A 19,204-nucleotide genomic window follows, 5' to 3' on the forward strand; every position below is an offset into this window, starting at 1 on the left:
GGCATTACGCCGCTCCCCACGATGTCGTCCACTTCTTCCCTTCCCTCCCTCAGCGTTTCGTCATGGCCGCTGTGGCCGCTGCGCGAATGGACCGAGCTCGCGCTCAAGACGCAGGAGATGCTGCTGTCGTCGGGCACCGTGATCCGCCTGCGCACCGAGCGCATCGCGCAGGCGGGGCTCGCGCCGAGTGCCGACGACCTGGTCGAATTCCGGCGCATGGGCGACGAGAAGCTCGAGGCCGCGCACGCCTCGGGTTTCGCGATGGCGCGGCAATGGCACAGCAGCCAGATCGGCCTCGCGAGCCGCATCTGCCAGCAATGCCTGCATGGCGCCGCGGCCTTCCTCTCGCTGGCCGGCAGCGTCACGCCGGCACAGGCGGCCGAGCATGGCGATGCGCTGATCCGCGCGGCCTCGCGCGCCGCGAACGCGGCCCAGCGCTGGCCGAACAGCACGGCGCGCATCGCGAGCGAGGGATTGAAGCCGATCCACGCGGTGGCCACCGCCAACGCGCGGCGGCTCGGCGCGCAGCAGGCCGCAAGCTGAGCCTCGCTCAGCCGCGCGCCGGCATCAGCGTCAGCAGCGTGATCTCGGATGGGGCGCCGAATCGCTTGGGCGGGCCCCAGTAGCCGGTGCCGCGGCTCACGTAGATCCACATGTCCTGCAGCCGGTGCAGGCCCGCGGTGAAGGGCTGCTGCATCGGCACGAACAGGTTCCACGGGAAGAACTGGCCGCCGTGCGTGTGGCCCGAGAGCTGCAGCTGGAAGCCGGCCGCGGCCGCCTTCGGCGCGCTGCGCGGCTGGTGCGCGAGCAGCACGCGCGTGTGCACCAGCGGCGGTGCGTCGTCGAGCGCGCGCTGCGGATCGCTCTCGTGCGAGGCATCGAAGTGGCCCGCCGTGTAGTCGGTCACGCCGGCCAGCACCAATTGGCTCTCGAAGGTTTCCTCGTCGTTCTGCGCGCCGCGCACGTTGCGCGTCTGCAGCACCACGTGCTCGTTGAGCAGCACCTGCAAGCCGAGGCGGCGCAGTTCGTCGATCCAGGCATGGGCGCCCGCGTAGTACTCGTGGTTGCCGGTCACCACGAAGGTGCCGTGGCGCGCACGCAGCCCGGCCAGCGGCGCGATGTGCTCGCGCAGCTCGGGCACGGTGCCGTCGACCAGGTCACCGGTGATCGCGATTGCGTCGGCGCCGAGCCGGTTCACCGCGTCGACGATGCGCTGGATGTAGCTGTTGCGGATGGTCGGGCCGACGTGGATGTCGCTGAGCTGCACGATCGTGAAACCCTTGAGCGCGGCCGGCAGGCCGCGGATCGGCACGTCGACGTGCTTCACGTCCGCGGTGCGGCGCGCATTGACGAAGCCGATCAGCGAGACCAGGGTGGCCAGCCCGAACACGGCCAGCGCGCTCCAGGGCCGCAGCGTGTCCCACGGCACCGCGAGGCCGGCCACGCGCTGCGCGACCCAGGTCAGCAGCAGGCCGGCGTCGCGCACCAGCGTCAGCACGAACAGCGACGAGAACCAGCCCATGCTCAGCAGGCCGGTCCATTGCAATGCGGCGTGCAGCGGCTTCTTGCGCGGCGCGTGCCGCGACAGGAAGGGCAGCGGAATGGTCAGCGCCGACACCACCAGCGCCAGCAGGCCGATCGGCCAGGCCGGCGTGAGCCCCGCGGCCGCGGGCAGCAGACGCAGGGCGATGTAGGCATGCAGGAGCGCGGTCAACACGCTCAGGGGACGGATCGGCATCGGGGCAATGGGTTCGGGCACTGCCCGGGACACGTCATCTGCAAGGCGCATGCCGTGCATTCAAGTCGCCGCCACGCTATTTTTTCAGTAGCGCAGCATGCCGGGATGACGGGTGCCGGGGTGCGGACGGCGACGTGAGCGCCTGCACCCGGCGTCCGTGCCGCCGTGCCTTCGTGCGCTTACTGCACCGCGCGCGTGCCGGCGGCGGCCATGTCGGTGCCCGCCGGCCAGAGGAAGGTGGCCTTGGTGGGCGTGCCGAACACCACCTGCAGCGGCTGCTTGAGCGTCTGGCCGCGCAGCGTGGCCTCGACCTGGTAGCTGCCGGGCTCGAGGCGCGCCACCATGAACGGTCCGCCCGCCACCACGTTGTCGAGCAGCGCCACGCCGCGGCCATCGCGCACCGTGACGTGCACGTCGGCCGCGAAGTCCGCGCCCTGGTGGTCCTTGATCGCGAATTCGAAGCTCGCCGGCCAGCGCGGCAGGACCGTTTCCATCAGCTTCGCCTCGTCGCTGCCGATGCCGCCGCTCATGTATTCGATGCCGTGCGACATGCGGATCGGCGGGTTGAACGCGGCTTGCGCGGAGGTGGCGAGCGCGCCGAACGCGAGGGCGCCGCACAGCAGGGCGGCGGCCAGCGGCCGCGCGCGCGGTGAAATCCGGGGGGTCATGATCAGTCCTTTCTTTCCATGCTCTCGTGGCGGAAAACCACGGCGCCACTGTGCGGCGCACGGCTTAGACAGGACTTAACGAAACGGCGCGGCGGGTGGCCGCCGGCCGTGGAAGCGGCTTGGCGCCTCAGCGCGCGGCGCTGGTCTGCGCCATCGCTTGCGTTTCGGGCTGCGGCGGCAGCACCGAGGCCATGTCGAAGTTCGACGGCCACATGAAGGTCGCCTTCGACGGGATGCCCGCGAACACCACCAGCGGCTGCGTCAGCGTGAGGCCGCCGAGCGTGACGTTGACGTCGTAGGCACCCGGGTCGAGCCGCGCGAGCATGTACGGGCCCTGCGACAGCGCTTCCATGATCGGGCGGCCGGTGTAGCGCTCGCGCACCTCGACCTTGGCGCGGGCCGGGAAGCTCGCGCGCTGCGCAGGGCTGCCGTTGATGCCCAGTTCGATCGTGGCGGCCCAGCGCGGCGCGACCATCTGCATGAAGGCAGCTTCGTCCTTGTTGGTGCCGCCGCACATGTATTCGACGCCCTGGGCGGTCTGGATGGGCGGGTTCGGGGCAGCGTGGGCCGGAAGGGTCGCGCCGAGGATGGCGGCCGTGCCGCACGTTGCAAGGACGGCCAGGGACCGGCGGAAACGCATGGATTTCATTGCTTCGATGTCCTCGATCAGGGTGACGCGGAATTCGTCGAGGATTTTGCTTAGCAAGACTCGGGCTAGATATAGCGTTTACGAGGAACGATCCTCGCCGAGGCTTTGAACGCTATTGTTTTAATAGCTGGTGACGGGCTTGTGACAAGCGTTTACAGCGTGTGTGGTGATCTACCCTCAGACAAACCCTTGGGTCCCGCTGCGACGGGCCCGCGTTGCGTGCGCGCACTCCGCCGCGAAGCGGCATGGGAATGGTGCGAAGGCAGTGGGCGCGGCGATCGGGCGCCCCATGAAAAACGCCGCCGGGGGCGAACCACGGCGGCGTGACGGTGAGGGCGGAAATCGACTCAGACGTCGATGTTCGCCGCCCGCAACGCGTTCTGCTCGATGAACTCGCGGCGCGGCTCGACTTCGTCGCCCATCAGCATCGTGAACACGCGGTCGGCCTCGATCGCGTCGTCGATCTGCACGCGCAGCAGGCGCCGCACGGTCGGGTCCATGGTGGTTTCCCACAGCTGCTCGGGATTCATCTCGCCCAGGCCCTTGTAGCGCTGGCGCGCGGTGGCGCGCTCGGCCTCGCCGATGAGCCACAGCATGGCCTGGCGGAAATCGAACACCTTCTCTTCCTTGGCGCGCTCGCCCTCGCCGCGGCGCACCACGGCGCCCTCGGGGCTCAGCAGGTTGCGGAAGGTGTCGGCGGCGCCGGACAGCGCGGCGTAATCGGCGCCGTGCACGAAGTCCTGCGTGATCACGCTGCTCTTGATGTTGCCGTGGTGGCGGCGGCTGATGCGCAACAGCGGCTTGTCGGTGCGCGCGTCGAACTCGTTGCTGACTTCGGCCGGCACACCGGTGGTGTTGAGCTCGCGCAGCTTGGCCTGCAGCGCCACGGCCGAGGCCTCGGCCGCGGGCGTGGTGTCGAGGTCGAGCGCCACGCCGTCGGCGATGGCGCGCAGGGCCTCGGCGTCCATGAAGTTGCGCAGCCGGTGGATCACGGCCTCGGCCACCTGGTGCTTGCGCGCCAGCTCGGCCAGCGTGTCGCCGCTGAGCGTGTGGGAGGTGGCGCCACCGGTCTCGATGCTGGCGTCCTTCAGCGCGACCTTGAGCAGGAAGGCGTCGAGCGCATTGCCGTCCTTCAGGTACTGCTCTTCCTTGCCGACCTTGACCTTGTACAGCGGTGGCTGCGCGATGTAGATGTGGCCGCGCTCGACCAGCTCGGGCATCTGGCGGTAGAAGAAGGTGAGCAGCAGCGTGCGGATGTGCGCGCCGTCCACGTCGGCGTCGGTCATGATGATGATGCGGTGGTAGCGCAGCTTGGCGACGTTGAAGTCGTCGGCGCCGCCGCCCGCGGTGGTCGCGCCGGCACGGCCGATGCCGGTGCCCAGGGCGGTGATCATCGTGAGGATTTCGTTGCTGGTCAGCAGCTTCTCGTAGCGCGCCTTCTCGACGTTCAGGATCTTGCCGCGCAGCGGCAGGATGGCCTGGAACTTCCGGTCGCGGCCCTGCTTGGCGGAACCGCCGGCGGAGTCGCCCTCCACCAGGTAGACCTCGCACAGCGCCGGGTCCTTCTCCTGGCAGTCGGCCAGCTTGCCCGGCAGGCCCATGCCGTCGAGCACGCCCTTGCGGCGCGTCATCTCGCGCGCCTTGCGCGCGGCTTCGCGGGCGCGGGCGGCCTCGACGATCTTGCCGCAGATGATCTTGGCGTCGTTCGGGCGTTCCTGCAGGTAGTCGGTCAGCAGCCGGCCGACGATGTCCTCCACCGGCGCGCGCACTTCGCTGGACACCAGCTTGTCCTTGGTCTGGCTCGAGAACTTGGGCTCGGGCACCTTCACGCTCAGCACGCAGCACAGGCCTTCGCGCATGTCGTCGCCGGTGACCTCGACCTTGGCCTTCTTGGCGAACTCGTTCTCTTCGATGTACTTGTTGATGACGCGGGTCATCGCGGCGCGCAGGCCCGTGAGGTGGGTGCCGCCGTCGCGCTGCGGGATGTTGTTGGTGAAGCAGAGCACCTGCTCGTTGTAGCCGCTGTTCCACTGCATCGCGACCTCGACGCCGATGTGCGTGCCGGGGATGCCGCCGTAGGTGTCGGCCGGCTTCTCGCCCTCGGCGTAGAACGAGTTCGGGTGCAGGACGGTCTTGCCCTTGTTGATGAACTCGACGAAGCCGCGCACGCCGCCGGCGCCCGAGAAGTCGTCTTCCTTGCCGCTGCGCTCGTCCTTCAGGCGGATGCGCACGCCGTTGTTCAGGAAGCTCAGCTCGCGCAGGCGCTTGGAGAGGATCTCGTAATGGAAATCGTTGTTCTCCTTGAAGATTTCCGTGTCGGGCAGGAAGTGGACCTCGGTGCCGCGCTTGTCGGTGTCGCCGATGATCTTCATCGGCGAGACCTCGAAGCCGTTCACGGTTTCGAGCAGGCGGTTCTGCACGAAGCCGCGGCTGAACTCGAGCTCGTGGATCTTGCCTTCGCGCCGCACCACCAGGCGCAGCATCACGCTCAGCGCGTTCACGCAACTCACGCCCACGCCGTGCAGGCCGCCCGAGACCTTGTAGCTGTTCTGGTTGAACTTGCCGCCCGCGTGCAGCTCGGTCAGCGCGATCTCGGCGGCCGAGCGCTTGGGCTCGTGCTTGTCGTCCATCTTCACGCCGGTCGGGATGCCGCGGCCGTTGTCGGTCACCGAGATCGAGTTGTCGGAATGGATGGTGACGACGATGTCGTCGCAGTGGCCGGCGAGCGCTTCGTCGATGGAGTTGTCGACGACCTCGAACACCAGGTGGTGCAGGCCGGTGCCGTCGGAGGTGTCGCCGATGTACATGCCGGGGCGCTTGCGAACGGCCTCGAGGCCTTCGAGGATCGTGATCGAGCCTTCGCCATAGGAGGTGTCGGGCGTGACTTCGATCGGCACCGCGTTGTCGATCTCGGGTGTGTAGACCGGTTCGGTGTGCGGCACTTCCGGCTTGTTCTCTTCTGCGCTCATTCGGATATTCCTCTATCTCTCACGGATTCACGGGGTCCACGGACTCGCGGGCACCCGGTTTTTCAGGCCTCTTGAAAGCGCAAACCCGCGGGGGCGAACCGCGGGTTGTGTGCGCCAGGGCGCTGCGACGATGCGGGGTGACTAGATCCGCATCGGCATCACGACGTACTTGAAGGACGCGTTGTCGGGGATGGTCAACAGCGCGGAGCTGTTGGAATCGGCCAGGTCCAGCTTCACCATGTCCTGGCCCATGTTGGCCAGCGCGTCGATCAGGTAGGTGACGTTGAAGCCGATCTCGATGGCGTCGCCGCCGTAGTCGATGTCGAGCTCGTCCTGCGCTTCTTCCTGTTCGGCGTTGTTCGAGGCGATGCGCAAGGTGCCCGGCTCGATGTTCAGGCGCACGCCCTTGAACTTCTCGCTGGTCAGGATCGCGGTGCGCTGCAGGCTGGCCAGCAGTGGCGCGCGGCCCAGCGTGACCGAGTTCTTGTGGTTCTTCGGGATCACGCGGTTGTAGTCGGGGAACTTGCCCTCGACCAGCTTGGTGACGAACTCCATGCCGCCGAAGCTGAACTTGGCCTGGTTGTTGGCGAACTGCATCTCGATCGCGCCTTCGGCGTCGGACAGCAGACGCTGCATCTCGAGCACGGTCTTGCGCGGCAGGATCACTTCCTGGCGCGGCACTTCCACGTCGAGGGTGGCCGAGGAGAAAGCCAGGCGGTGGCCGTCGGTGGCGACCAGGCTCAGCTGCTTGCCCTCGGCGACGAACAGGATGCCGTTGAGGTAGTAGCGGATGTCGTGCACGGCCATCGCGAACGAGACCTGCGAGAGCAGGTCCTTCAGCGTCTTCTGCGGCACGCTGAACACCGGGCCGAAGTTGGCGGCTTCCTGCACCAGCGGGAAGTCTTCCGCGGGCAGCGACTGCAGCGTGAAGCGGCTCTTGCCGCCCTTGAGCACGAGCTTGCTCGCGCTCGACTCGAGGCTCACGGTCTGGTCGGACGGCATGGTGCGCAGGATGTCGATCAGCTTGCGCGCGCCGATGGTGGTGGTGAAGTTGCCTTCGTCGCCGCCGAGCTCGGCGGTGGTGCGGATCTGGATCTCGAGGTCGCTGGTGGTCAGCTGGATCTGGCCACCGGTCTTGCGGATCAGCACGTTGGCGAGGATCGGCAGGGTATGTCGCCGTTCCACGATGCCCGCCACCGACTGCAGCGCGGCGAGGACTTTGTCTTGTGTTGCCTTCAGGACGATCATGTCTTCTACCTCTTCTCTTATCTCTTTGAATCAGCTTGGTCGATCAGGGCCCCACCGCCCCGCACAGACCGCCATTCTCCGCTGTCGCGGCGTCCGGCCTGGTTGACTTTGGTTTTCAGTTTCAACCCTTGAGCGTCTGCTCGAGCACGTGAAGCTGCTGGTTGAGCTCGGTGAGCTGCTGGCGCTCGCCCGAAATCTTGCGCACCGCGTGCAGCACGGTCGTGTGGTCGCGTCCGCCGAACAGCTCGCCGATCTCGGGCAGGCTCTTCTGCGTCAGCTCCTTGGCCAAGTACATCGCGATCTGCCGCGGCCGCGCGATCGAGGCCGGGCGCTTCTTGCTGTACATGTCGGCGACCTTGATCTTGTAGTAGTCGGCCACCGTCTTCTGGATGTTTTCCACCGAGATCTGCCGGTTCTGGATCGACAGCAGGTCGCGCAGCGCCTCGCGCGCCAGGGCGATCGAGATCTCCTTCTGGTTGAAGCGCGAATAGGCCAGGATCTTGCGCAGCGCGCCCTCGAGCTCGCGCACGTTGGAGCGCACGTTCTTGGCCACGAAGAAGGCGACTTCCTCGGGCATCTCGGCGCCCTCGACGCGGGCCTTGTTGATCAGGATCGCCACGCGCATCTCGAGCTCGGGCGGCTCGATTGCCACCGTGAGGCCCGAATCGAAGCGCGAGACCAGCCGCTCGTGGATGTCCGCGAGACCCTTGGGATAGGTGTCGCTGGTCATCACGATGTGCGACTTCTTGGCCAGCAGGGCTTCGAAGGCGTTGAAGAATTCTTCCTGCGTGCGGTCCTTGTTGGCGAAGAACTGCACGTCGTCGATCAGCAGCAGATCGAGCGAGTGGTAGCGCTCCTTGAACTCGTCGAAGGTCTTGCGCTGATAGGCCTTGACCACATCCGAGACGAACTGCTCGGCGTGGATGTAGAGAACTTTGGAATCGACCCGGTCGGCCAGCAGCCGGTTGCCCACCGCGTGCATCAGGTGGGTCTTGCCCAGCCCCACGCCGCCGTAGATGAAAAGCGGGTTGTACAGATGGCCCGGCATGCCGGCCACGTGCATCGCCGCGGCGCGCGCCATGCGGTTGGCCGTGCCCTCGACCAGGGTGTCGAAGGTGAGGCCCGAATTGAGGCGGTTCTTGAAGCCGGCGGCCGGCGGTTCCTCGCCCGGGCCGGCCACGTCGCGCGGCACGTCGGTTTCGGTCATGACCGCCACGGGGGCAGCACGCACGGGGATTTCCCGAGGAGCAAGCGCTAACTCGACGACCACGGGCTGGCCGTAGATCTTCTCCGCCATGCCGGCGATCTTGCCGGCGTACTGGGCCCGGATCCAGTCGAGCTTGAAGCGGTTGGCGACGAACACCGTCATGCGCGAGAGGTCGTCGGCGACCTCGGCGGTGAGGGGCTTGATCCAGGTGTTGAACTGTTGCTCGGACAGCTCCTGCGCGAGCTGGTCGACGCAGGCCTGCCAGAGGCTTTCGCCGACGCCGTCAGTCGACATGGGTGCTCGGATTTTGGATGGTTCCCTCTGCCATTTTTTGCTGTTTGTATTGTGGATATTCTCTGCTGGAAGGCGCCGCGCATTCTAACTTGTCAAAACCTTATCCACATACCCCGGGCGGCCGGCGAAAGGCCCGCAAAGTCGCTCGAAGATTGTTGTGCGGCCGAATGTTTGCGATAATTGCGGGTTTCCCTGAAAACCTCTTTGCGTCTTTCGGGGTCCGACCGAAATCACCGGCCCAGCCAACAACGAAGCCGGAACCAACCGCACCCAGCGCCTTTCGCGCATTCCTCGCCCGTCGAGCCCATGGATTCCCCATGGCCCGATGACCGCGCGGAAATGCCGAAGAAACAGGGGAATCAGGAAATCTCATCATGAAACGCACCTACCAAGCATCCAAAGTCCGCCGCGCCCGTACCCACGGCTTCCTGGTCCGCATGAAGACCCGTGGCGGCCGTGCCGTCATCAACGCACGCCGCGCCAAGGGCCGCAAGCGCCTGGCCGTCTGACGCCCGACCCACGGCAGTTGCCAGCAGCAGGAACGCCGGGGCCAGCTTCGACGGCTCGCGCCAGCGGCGTGTCCAGTCCGGCTCCCATGCAGCGGCTCAAGACCCGCGCGCAATTCCAGGCCGTTCTCGCAGGTGCCACCGTGGCCCGCACTGCCCATTTCGCATTGCATCGCTGCGCGCTCGATTCCGAATCGAGCGCGCAGCTTTTTGCGTCCGACGACGTCTGGCTGGGTGCCATGGTGCCCAAGCGCTGGGCGCGCCGCGCGGTCACGCGCAATGCGATCAAGCGCCAGATCTACAGCGTGAGCGCCCTGCCCCACGCGGGATTGCCGCGCGCGGCGCACGTGGTTCGCCTGAAAGCCGCCTTCGACCGCAAGGAATTCGTGAGTGCCTCGTCCGAGCGGCTCAAGCGAGCCGTGCGGGCCGAACTCGAACTGTTGCTGGAGCGCGCCGCGCGCCCGGCACCGGCGCGCGCGCCTGCCGCGCCACCCGCACGGTCTTCTCCATGAAACGCCTGCTGATCGGCCTCGTCAAAGGCTATCGCCTGCTGCTGAGCCCCTGGCTCGGGCAGTCGTGCCGTTTCGAGCCGACCTGTTCGGTCTATTCGATCGAGGCGCTCGAGGTGCACGGCGCACTCAAGGGCAGCTACCTCACGCTGCACCGCATCGCGCGCTGCCAGCCCTGGTGCCAGGGCGGGCACGATCCGGTCCCACCGAAATCACAGCGTCGCACGAACCGGTCAGGCTCGCTGTTTTCGTCTCTTCTCTCCTCCGACAAGAAGTCTTCGTCATGAACGATATCCGCCGCACGATCCTGTGGGTGATTTTTGGGTTCTCGCTGGTGCTGCTGTGGGACCAATGGCAGGTCTTCAACGGCAACAAGCCGACCTTCCTGCCCTCGACCAAGCCCGCCGTCACGGCGCCCGCGCCCACCACCGGCGCCGCCGGCAGCAGCGTGCCGAGCGCCAGTGCCGCACCGGGCGCCAGCGCCGGTGCCGTGCCCACGCAGGCCGCGGCCGCCGCGCCGAAGGAACAGGTCACGGTCACCACCGACCTGTTCAAGGCGACCATCGACAGCGAAGGCGGCACGGTCAACTACCTCGAGTTGCTCAAGTACGACGAGAACGATCGCACCAAGCACGTGGTGTTGTTCGAGAACGGCTCGCCGGCCACGCGCTACCTCGCGCAGACCGGCCTGCTGAACCAGGTCGACACCGGCGAACGCTTCCCGAACCACCTGACGCCGATGGCGCCCAAGGCCGGTCCGCGCGAAATGGCCGCCGGCCAGAACACCCTCGAGGTCGGCTTCGAGAGCGCCCCCGTCGGCGGCCTCAAGTACGTCAAGACCTATGTGTTCCACCGCGGCGACTACGCCATCGGCGTGCGCCATGAGGTCGTGAACGTGAGCGACCAGCCGCGCGACGCGCAGCTCTACATGCAGCTGCTGCGCCACGGCACCGTGGCCGCCAGCACCATGTTCGGCACCAACACCTTCACCGGTCCGGCCGCCTACACGAACGAGAAGAAGTTCCACAAGCTCGACTTCAAGGACATCACCAAGGGCAAGGTCGAGCCCCCGCCGGCCGCCAACGACGGCTGGATCGCCATGGTCCAGCATTACTTCGTGTCGGCCTGGCTGCTGCGCGGCGACCCGGCCAGCGAAGGCCTGAAGCGCGAATTCCGCGTGAAGGACCTGGGCGACAACCTCTACACCATCGCCATGGTGGCCACGCTGCCGAAGATCGCCCCGGGCGCGACCCAGGTGGTCAACAGCACGCTGTTCGCCGGCCCCGAGGAAGAGAAGAAGCTCGAAGCCATCGCGCCCGGCCTCGACCTGGTCAAGGACTACGGCATCTTCGCGATCATCTCGAAGCCGCTGTACTGGCTGCTCAACCAGCTGCACGGCCTGATCGGCAACTGGGGTTGGTCGATCGTGGCGCTGGTGGTGCTGCTGAAGGCCGCCTTCTACTGGCTCAACGCCAAGGCCTACGCGAGCATGGCCAAGATGAAGGCCATCAACCCGAAGATCATGGAAATGCGCGAGCGGCTGAAGGACAAGCCGCAGGAAATGCAGCAGGAGATGATGCGGATCTACAAGACCGAGAAGGTCAATCCGATGGGCGGCTGCTTCCCGATCGTGATCCAGATCCCGGTGTTCATCGCGCTGTACTGGGTGCTGCTGTCGTCGGTCGAGATGCGCCACGCGCCCTGGATCGGCTGGATCACCGACCTGTCGGCACCCGACCCCTGGTACATCCTGCCGATCGTGATGACGGCCACCTCGCTGCTGCAGACCTGGCTGAACCCGACGCCGCCCGATCCGATGCAGGCCAAGCTGATGTGGATCATGCCGCTGGCCTTCAGCGTGATGTTCATCTTCTTCCCGGCCGGCCTGGTGCTGTACTGGATCACGAACAACATCCTGTCGATCGCCCAGCAGTGGGTGATCAACAAGCGGCTCGGCGTGCTCGGCAAGTAGGCCGGCGCAGCGTCACCGTTTTCCCCGAGGGGCCGCGCGAGCGGCCCTTTGTCGTTTTTGCTGAAAGAATCCGCCCATGCTCGCCCGCGCCTCCGATCCCATCGTCGCCATCGCCACCGCTTCCGGCCGCGGCGCGGTCGGCATCGTGCGGGTGTCGGGCGCGCGGCTCGCGCCGCTGATCGAGGCGCTGTGCGCGCGGCCGCTCAAGCCGCGCGAGGCCACCTACCTGCCCTTTCGCGATGCGGCGGGCGAGGCGGTCGACCACGGGCTGGCGATCCATTTCCCCGCGCCCCATTCGTTCACGGGCGAGGACGTGCTCGAGCTCCAGGCCCATGGCGGCGCGGTCGTGCTGCAGCTGCTGCTGGCGCGCTGCCTCGAGGCCGCGGCCGAGCCCGATGCCGTCACCGGCCGCCCGCGGCTGCCGGGCCTGCGTGTGGCCGAGCCCGGCGAGTTCAGCCAGCGCGCCTTCCTCAACGGCAAGATCGACCTGGCCCAGGCCGAGGCGATCGCCGACCTGATCGACGCCAGCACCGAGGCCGCGGCGCGCAGCGCCGGGCGCTCGCTGTCGGGCGCCTTCTCGCGCGAGATCCACACGCTGCGCGATGCGCTGATCCACCTGCGCATGCTGGTCGAGGCCACGCTCGACTTTCCCGAGGAGGAGATCGACTTCCTGCAGAAGGCCGATGCCGCGGGCCAGCTGGTGCGGCTGCAGGGCCAGCTCGGGGCCGTGCAGCAGCGCGCGCGCCAGGGCGCCCTGCTGCGCGAGGGCATCAAGGTGGTGATCGCGGGCCAGCCCAATGCCGGCAAGAGTTCGCTGCTCAACGCGCTGGCCGGCGCCGAGCTCGCGATCGTGAGCGCCGTGGCCGGCACCACGCGCGACGTGGTGTCGCAGACCATCCAGATCCACGGCGTGCCGCTGCACGTGGCCGACACCGCGGGCCTGCGCGAGAGCAGCGACGAGGTCGAGCAGATCGGCGTGGCGCGTGCCTGGGGCCAGATCGAGAGCGCCGATGCGGTGCTGTTCCTGCACGACCTGACGCGCGCCACTGCGCCCGATTACGCCGCGGCCGACGCCGAGATCCTGCGCGGCCTGCGCGAGAAGCTGCCTGCGGGCGTGCCGGTGCTCGACGTCTGGAACAAGCTCGACGCGACCGGCTCGGCGCCCGTGCCGGCCGAAGGCATCGCGCTGTCGGCCAAGACCGGCGCCGGCATCGAGGCGTTGCGCGAGCAGCTCTTGGCCATGGCCGGCTGGCAGGCCGTGCCCGAGGGCGTGTACCTGGCGCGCGCGCGCCATGTGCAGGCACTCGGCCAGGTCGAGATGCACCTGGCGCTGGCGGCCGAGCACCTGGCGGCCCATGCCCAGTCGCTCGACCTGCTGGCCGAGGAACTGCGGCTGGCACAGAACGCGCTCAACGAGATCACCGGCGAGTTCGGCGCCGACGACCTGCTGGGTGTCATCTTTTCGCGTTTCTGTATCGGCAAATAGCGACACTCGGCGCGGCCGGCCCCGTCATTGCGTAAACATTTGTAGCCGAAATGTGGGCCGTTCGCGGATACTCCGGCTGAACTGCCCGGGGGCAAGTGAGAGCAGCATGTCCATCCAGAACCTGAGCCGCGCGATCGCGGACAACACCAGCAACGATGCCTTTGCGCTGATCCTCAATGTTCAGCAGTGGGACACGCTGGCCGGGTATCTGCAGCCGCAGGACGTCACCGTCGGCGACGTGCTGATCGCCCAGGGCGCGCAGGACCGTTCGGTCTTCTTCCTCGAGAGCGGCGCGATCAGCGTGCACCGCGTGAGCAGCAAGGAGCAGATGCGCCTGGCGGTGCTCACCGCGGGGTCGGTGGTCGGCGAAGGTTCGTTCTTCTCGCGCCAGCCGCACGCGGCCAACGTGGTGGTCACGGGTGCCGGACGTGTCTGGCGCCTCACGACCACCCGCTTCTCGGAAATGTCGAACCGCCAGCCGAACCTCGCGCTCGAGCTCACGATGGCGCTCGGCGCGGTCATCGCCAAGCGCATGGCGCACCGCTCCAAGCGGGTCGCGGTGACCTGAGGCGCCGCCACTGGACGACGAGCCCCCATGCGGCCCCTGCCAGCCAGCATGCCTTTCCTCGATTGCCTCACTTCGCCATGGCCTTGATCTGTCCCGTCTGTAGCGCGGAGAACCGCGAGGGCGCGAACTTCTGCATGCGCTGCGGCGAGCGGCTGACGCCGGCTTCCGCGCCGCCGGTTCCGGCCGCGCCCACGCCCAATCCGAGCACGCGCTTCGAGCGCGAATGGGCCGCGACCGCGCCCGCGCAGCTGCGTGCCCCGACCATTCCTGGCGAGCTCTACGATGCGGCCGCCGTCACGCCCGGCGGCGGCAAGGGCCAGCCGCGGGACGGCGATGCCGACCGGACCGTGCTGGTCGGCACCGGCAAGCCGAAGCGCGCGCCGAAGCCGGAAGCCTCGTCCGACGAATCCGCCGAGGCCCGGCGTGCGCGCCGCCGCGAGCGCGCGCAGGCCCAGGCAGCCCAGCCGGCGGTCGGCCGGAGCGGCATGTGGCTCTGGATCGGCCTGCTGGTGCTGGGCGTGGCGATGATCGCGGCGGGCTGGTATGGCTTCGGCAGCCGCGGTGCCGCGCCTGCGGCACCCACGCCGGCTGTCGTGGCGCCCGCGCCGCAACCGGTGCCGGTGCCGCCGCCCGCGCCCGTCGAGCCGGTTCCTGCTCCGGCGGCGGAAGCGCCTCCGGCCCCCGTGGCACCCGCCGCGCCGGCCGTGGAGGAATCCCCCGCGCCCGTAAGCAAGCCCACCGTGGTTGCTCCGCCGAAGGCCGCGCGCAAGGCGGCGACGCCCGCAGCAGCGCCGGCTGCGGCCGAGGCACCCGCGGCAGCGCCACCACCCGCGGCGGCTCCCGCGCCGGCACCGGTGGCCGCGCCGGCCGATCCGCAATCGCAGTGCGGCGACCGCAACTTCATCGCCAGGGCCCAGTGCATGGCCGCGCAATGCGCCAAGCCCGAGTTCCGCGGCCATGCGCAGTGCGAGGCGGTGCGGCGCCAGCAGCAGCTCGACGAAGAGAAGCGCAACCCGACGCTGGTCAACTGAACCCGGGCAGGCTCAGCCCTTCTGCAGCCGCTCGATCGCCATCGCCAGCGCGGCCGGCTTGCCCGACAGCACCAGCGTGTCGCCGTCCGACAGCACGGTGTCCTCGGCCGGCACGCGCGGCTGGCCGTCCTGGCGCCGCAGGCTCGCCACCCGCACGCCCAGGCCCTGCAGCGACAGCCGCTCCAGCGTCTGGCCGATGGCGCGCGCGCCGGTCGTGAGCGTGAAGGTGTTGAGGCGCTCGTGGTCGAGCTCGTCGGCGTTGTCGTCGTCGGCGCCGTGGAAGTAGCCGCGCAGCAGGTTGTAGCGCGCGTCGCGCTGGTCCTGCACCACGCGGATCACGCGCCGCATCGGCACGCCGACCAGCGCCAGCGCATGGCTGGCGAGCATCAGCGAGCCCTCGATCGCCTCGGGCACCACCTCGGTCGCGCCGGCGGCCTGCAGCTTCTCGAGGTCGTGGTCGTCCTGGGTGCGCACGATCACCGGCACCTGCGGCGCATGGGCGCGCGTGTTGGCCAGCACCTTCATCGCGCCGGGCACGTCGAGGTAGGTCACGACCACCGCGCTGGCGCGCGCCAGGCCCGCGGCCATCAGCGCCTGCAGCCGCGCCGCATCGCCGAACACCACCGAGTCGCCGGCCGCGGCGGCCTGCCGCACACGGTCGGGATCGAGGTCGAGCGCCATGTAGGGGATGCCCTCGCGCTCGAGGATGCGCGCCAGGTTCTGGCCGCAGCGGCCGTAGCCGCAGATGATCACGTGGCGCGCGGTGTTGATCGTCTTGCGCGCGATCGAGGTCATCTGCAGCGACTGCTGCAGCCAGTCGCTGGCCACCAGCTTGCGCACGATCGCGTTGCTGTACATCACGATGAAGGGCGTGGCCAGCATCGACAGCACCATCGAGGCCAGCACCGGGTTGGCCAGCCAGGGCGGCAGCAGGCTGCGCTCCTGCGCCAGCGTCAGCAGCACGAAGCCGAACTCGCCGGCTTGCGCCAGGTAGAGGCCGGTGCGCAGCGACACGCCCGAGGTCGCGCCCAGGCTGCGCGCGAGCAGCGTCACCAGGCCGAGCTTGAACAGCAGCGGCACCAGCAGCAGCACCGCCACCAGCAGCCAGCGCTCGACCACGATGTGCCAGTCGAGCGACATGCCCACGGTGATGAAGAACAGCCCGAGCAGCACGTCGTGGAACGGGCGGATGTCGGTCTCGACCTGGTGCTTGTATTCGGTCTCCGAGACCAGCATGCCGGCGATGAAGGCGCCCAGTGCCAGGCTCAGGCCCGCGAGCTCGGTGAGCCAGGCCAGGCCCAGCGTGACCAGCAGCACGTTGAGGATGAACAGCTCCTCGCTGCGCCGCCGCGCCACCAAGGTGAGCCACCAGCGCATCACGCGCGGCCCGCCATAGAGCAGCACGCCGATCAGCAGGCAGGCCTTGAGCAGCGCGAAGCCCAGCGCCTTGGCCAGCGCCTCGGGCGGCGCGCCCAGCGCGGGGATCAGCACCAGCAGCGGCACCACCGCCAGATCCTGGAACAGCAGCACGCCCATCACGCGCTTGCCGTGCTCGCTCTCGAGCTCGAGCCGCTCGGCCATCAGCTTGACCACGATCGCGGTGCTGCTCATGGTGAGCGCGCCCGAGAGCGCGAGCGCGGTCTGCCAGCCCAGGCGCCAGTCGGGCGGCAGGAAGGAGGCGATCAGCAGCGCGCCCACGGTGGCGATCGCCATCGTCAGCAGCACCTGCAGCAGCCCGAGCCCGAACACGTGCTTGCGCATCGCGCGCAGCTTGGGCAGGCTGAATTCGAGCCCGATCACGAACATCAGGAACACCACGCCGAATTCGCCCAGGTGCCGGATGCCTTCGGAGTTCTGCGCCAGCGCCAGCGCATGCGGGCCGATCAGCACGCCGGCCGTCAGGTAGCCGAGCATCGGCGGCAGCTTGAGGAAGCGGCATGCCACCACGCCGATCACCGCGGCCACCAGATACAAGAGCGTGAGATCGAACGAAGACATGGTGGGCGATGCTAGAGCAAGAGCCGTGCGCGCGTGGCGAGGGGCTTACCGGGGCCTGAAGCGCCGCGGGCCCCGCGCGGCGCGGCTTTCGGGCCCATTCCGGGTCGCGGCGTAGGGGCTCGCCGGGAACCGCGGGGCGGCGGGGCGCGGCCCGTAAAATCCGCCAATGCCCTCCAGCTCCCCCACGCCCCCCGTGGTCGATCCCGCCGCGATGCTCGCGCGGGCACGCGCCACCTTCGACATCGAAGCCGAAGCCGTGCTCGGCCTCAAGGCGCGCGTGGGCGACAGCTTCGTCGATGCCGTGCGCAAGATCCTCGAGGTGCGCGGCCGCGTGGTCGTGATGGGCATGGGCAAGAGCGGCCACGTCGGCCGCAAGATCGCCGCCACCCTGGCATCGACCGGCACGCCGGCGATGTTCGTGCACCCGGCCGAGGCCAGCCACGGCGACCTCGGCATGATCAAGGCGGTCGACCTCGTGCTCGCCATCTCCAACAGCGGCGAGGTCGAGGAGCTCACGGTGATCCTGCCCGTGGTCAAGCGCCAGGGCGTGCCGCTGATCGCGATCACGGGCCGCGCCGATTCCACGCTCGCCCGGCACGCCGACATCGTGCTCGACGCCGGCGTTGCCAAGGAAGCCTGCCCGTTGAACCTCGCGCCCACCGCGAGCACCACCGCCCAGATGGCGATGGGCGACGCGCTGGCCGTGGCGCTGCTCGATGCGCGCGGCTTCGGTTCCGAGGACTTCGCGCGTTCGCATCCGGGCGGGGCGCTGGGGCGCAAGCTGCTCACGCATGTGAGCGACCTCATGCGCACCGGTGCCGACGTGCCGCGCGTGGCGCCGGGCGCCAGCTTCAGCGAGCTGATGCGCGAGATGAGTTCCAAGGGCCTGGGCGCCACCGCGGTGGTCGATGCCGAGGGCCGCGCCATCGGCATCTTCACCGACGGCGACCTGCGCCGGAGGGTCGAGACTGGCGGTGACCTGCGCGGCCTCACCGCGGCCGACGTCATGCACCGCGGTCCGCGCACCTTGCGCGCCGACGCGCTGGGCGTCGAAGCGGCCGAACTGATGGAACAGCACCGCATCACCAGCGTGCTGGTGGTCGACGCCGAGGGCCTGCTGATCGGCGCCCTCAGCATCAACGACCTGATGCGCGCGAAGGTCATCTGATGCCCTTCGAATTCCAGCCAGAGACATTGCTCGCCGCGCAGGACATCCGCATCGCCTTCTTCGACATCGATGGCGTGCTGACCGACGGCGGCGTCTACTTCACCGAGCACGGCGAAACCCTCAAGCGCTTCAGCATCCTCGACGGCTACGGCCTGAAGCTGCTGCGCAAGGCCGGCATCCTGCCCGCGGTGATCACCGGGCGCGATTCCAAGCCTCTGCGCGTGCGGCTCGAGGCGCTCGGCATCGAGCACGTGCGCTACGGCACCGAGGACAAGCTGCCGGCCGCCGAGGCCATGCTGCAGTCGCTGGGCTTCGGCTGGCCGCAGGTCGCGGCCATCGGCGACGACTGGCCCGACCTGCCGGTGCTGGGGCGCGTGGGTTTCGCGGCGGCGCCGGCCAATGCCCACGTCGAGGTGCGCGACGCCGTGCGCTACGTGACGCGCGCGCGCGGCGGCGAAGGCGCGGCGCGCGAATTCTGCGATCTGCTGGTCACGGCCAGCGGACAGTACCGGCGCCTGCTCGACGTCGCACGGAACACCGCCCTATGAAGCAGGCCTGGAACCTCCTGCGCGACGTCCTCGATCGCGTCACCATCTACCTGCCGATCATCCTGACGGCCGCGGTCGCGCTCGGCACCTACTGGCTGGTGCGCAATGCGCCCAAGCTGCTCGAGCCGACCGCCAAGGTCGCGCCCACCCACGAGCCCGACTATTTCATGCGCGGCTTCGTCATCAAGAACTTCCTGCCCAGCGGCGACCTGCGCAGCGAGCTGTTCGGCAAGGAAGGCCGGCACTACCCCGACACCGACACCATCGAGGTCGACGAGGTGCGCATGCGCTCGGTGTCGCCGCAGGGCTTCACCACCCACGCCACCGCCAACCGCGGGCTGTCGAACTCCGACGGCAGCGAGATCCAGCTGTTCGGCAACGCGGTCGTCATCCGCGACGCGGCCGTCGGCGCCAACGGCAAGACCTCGCCGCGCCTGGAGTTCCGCGGCGATTTCCTGCATGCCTTCCTCGACACCGAGCGCGTGCAGTCGAACAAGCCCGTCACGCTGATCCGCGGCACCGACCAGTTCACCGCCGACACGATGGACTACGACAACCTGACCGGCATCGCCAACCTCAACGGCCGCGTGCGCGGCACGATGGTGCCTTCGGCCAAGGCGGCCGGCGCCGCGGGCAAGCGCTGAG

General features: G+C 68.6%; 18 protein-coding genes. 11 read left to right on the forward strand and 7 right to left on the reverse strand.

Annotated features, from left to right (window positions below):
- Positions 1-21: 21 nt before the first annotated feature.
- Positions 22-543, forward strand: a complete 522-nt coding sequence (locus tag AC07PU_RS24880; RefSeq protein ID WP_093343602.1) for a polyhydroxyalkanoate granule-associated phasin — start codon at positions 22-24, stop codon at positions 541-543.
- A gap of 7 nt (positions 544-550) precedes the next feature.
- Here AC07PU_RS24880 and AC07PU_RS24885 read toward each other — a convergent pair whose 3' ends face one another.
- The 6 genes from AC07PU_RS24885 to dnaA form a co-directional block, all read right to left on the reverse strand.
- The gene (locus AC07PU_RS24885) at positions 551-1,798 is read right to left on the reverse strand and encodes a metallophosphoesterase (RefSeq protein WP_495321316.1); all 1,248 of its coding nucleotides are present in this window, start codon (positions 1,796-1,798) and stop codon (positions 551-553) included.
- Between the two features lie 119 nt (positions 1,799-1,917).
- Positions 1,918-2,406, reverse strand: a complete 489-nt coding sequence (locus AC07PU_RS24890) for a hypothetical protein (RefSeq protein ID WP_093343599.1) — start codon at positions 2,404-2,406, stop codon at positions 1,918-1,920.
- A gap of 127 nt (positions 2,407-2,533) precedes the next feature.
- On the reverse strand, positions 2,534-3,055 hold the full coding sequence (locus tag AC07PU_RS24895; RefSeq protein ID WP_208511718.1) for a hypothetical protein: 522 nt from the start codon (positions 3,053-3,055) through the stop codon (positions 2,534-2,536).
- 347 nt (positions 3,056-3,402) lie between these two features.
- On the reverse strand, positions 3,403-6,024 hold the full coding sequence (gene gyrB / locus AC07PU_RS24900; RefSeq protein WP_093343598.1) for a DNA topoisomerase (ATP-hydrolyzing) subunit B: 2,622 nt from the start codon (positions 6,022-6,024) through the stop codon (positions 3,403-3,405).
- 141 nt (positions 6,025-6,165) lie between these two features.
- Positions 6,166-7,272, reverse strand: a complete 1,107-nt coding sequence (gene dnaN / locus AC07PU_RS24905; protein WP_093343596.1) for a DNA polymerase III subunit beta — start codon at positions 7,270-7,272, stop codon at positions 6,166-6,168.
- A 121-nt stretch (positions 7,273-7,393) separates the two neighbouring features.
- Positions 7,394-8,773: a chromosomal replication initiator protein DnaA gene (dnaA, locus tag AC07PU_RS24910; protein ID WP_093343595.1), complete on the reverse strand. Its 1,380-nt coding sequence runs from the start codon at positions 8,771-8,773 to the stop codon at positions 7,394-7,396.
- Between the two features lie 374 nt (positions 8,774-9,147).
- Here dnaA and rpmH point away from each other — a divergent pair, with 374 nt between their 5' ends.
- The 7 genes from rpmH to AC07PU_RS24945 all read left to right on the forward strand — a co-directional run bounded on the left by rpmH (position 9,148) and on the right by AC07PU_RS24945 (position 14,845).
- Entirely contained in the window at positions 9,148-9,282 is a 135-nt protein-coding gene (gene rpmH, locus AC07PU_RS24915; protein ID WP_007834827.1) for a 50S ribosomal protein L34, read from the forward strand.
- Positions 9,283-9,368: 86 nt separating this feature from the next.
- Complete coding sequence (locus AC07PU_RS24920) at positions 9,369-9,791, forward strand: ribonuclease P protein component (protein ID WP_093343593.1); 423 nt, start codon at positions 9,369-9,371, stop codon at positions 9,789-9,791.
- Positions 9,788-10,075 carry a membrane protein insertion efficiency factor YidD gene (gene yidD, locus AC07PU_RS24925; RefSeq protein WP_093343592.1) on the forward strand — a complete coding sequence of 96 codons (288 nt, stop codon included), beginning with the start codon at positions 9,788-9,790 and terminating at the stop codon, positions 10,073-10,075. The genes AC07PU_RS24920 and yidD overlap by 4 nt, the downstream gene beginning before the upstream one ends.
- A complete protein-coding gene (yidC, locus tag AC07PU_RS24930; RefSeq protein WP_296775589.1) occupies positions 10,072-11,760 on the forward strand; it encodes a membrane protein insertase YidC in 1,689 nt (562 codons plus the stop codon). The genes yidD and yidC overlap by 4 nt, the downstream gene beginning before the upstream one ends.
- A gap of 76 nt (positions 11,761-11,836) precedes the next feature.
- Positions 11,837-13,246 carry a tRNA uridine-5-carboxymethylaminomethyl(34) synthesis GTPase MnmE gene (gene mnmE, locus AC07PU_RS24935; protein ID WP_495321320.1) on the forward strand — a complete coding sequence of 470 codons (1,410 nt, stop codon included), beginning with the start codon at positions 11,837-11,839 and terminating at the stop codon, positions 13,244-13,246.
- 106 nt (positions 13,247-13,352) lie between these two features.
- Positions 13,353-13,814 carry a Crp/Fnr family transcriptional regulator gene (locus AC07PU_RS24940; RefSeq protein ID WP_093343587.1) on the forward strand — a complete coding sequence of 154 codons (462 nt, stop codon included), beginning with the start codon at positions 13,353-13,355 and terminating at the stop codon, positions 13,812-13,814.
- 77 nt (positions 13,815-13,891) lie between these two features.
- Positions 13,892-14,845: a zinc-ribbon domain-containing protein gene (locus AC07PU_RS24945; RefSeq protein WP_495321323.1), complete on the forward strand. Its 954-nt coding sequence runs from the start codon at positions 13,892-13,894 to the stop codon at positions 14,843-14,845.
- Between the two features lie 12 nt (positions 14,846-14,857).
- On the opposite strand, the gene AC07PU_RS24950 is transcribed toward AC07PU_RS24945, so the two are convergent.
- Positions 14,858-16,843, reverse strand: coding sequence for a monovalent cation:proton antiporter-2 (CPA2) family protein (locus AC07PU_RS24950; protein WP_495321324.1), 1,986 nt, complete (start codon positions 16,841-16,843; stop codon positions 14,858-14,860).
- 166 nt (positions 16,844-17,009) lie between these two features.
- On the opposite strand from AC07PU_RS24950, the gene AC07PU_RS24955 reads away from it, so the two are divergent.
- Genes AC07PU_RS24955 through lptC form a run of 3 tightly spaced genes read left to right on the forward strand, consistent with a single transcriptional unit; the run spans position 17,010 to position 19,203 of the window.
- Entirely contained in the window at positions 17,010-18,011 is a 1,002-nt protein-coding gene (locus AC07PU_RS24955; RefSeq protein WP_261212095.1) for a KpsF/GutQ family sugar-phosphate isomerase, read from the forward strand.
- A complete protein-coding gene (locus AC07PU_RS24960; RefSeq protein ID WP_495321327.1) occupies positions 18,011-18,559 on the forward strand; it encodes a KdsC family phosphatase in 549 nt (182 codons plus the stop codon). Before AC07PU_RS24955 ends, AC07PU_RS24960 begins: the two co-directional genes overlap by 1 nt.
- A complete protein-coding gene (lptC, locus tag AC07PU_RS24965; protein ID WP_093343580.1) occupies positions 18,556-19,203 on the forward strand; it encodes an LPS export ABC transporter periplasmic protein LptC in 648 nt (215 codons plus the stop codon). Before AC07PU_RS24960 ends, lptC begins: the two co-directional genes overlap by 4 nt.
- The last annotated feature ends 1 nt before the right edge of the window (position 19,204 follow it).

The sequence above is a fragment of the Variovorax sp. GW821-FHT10D07 genome, assembly GCF_059415325.1.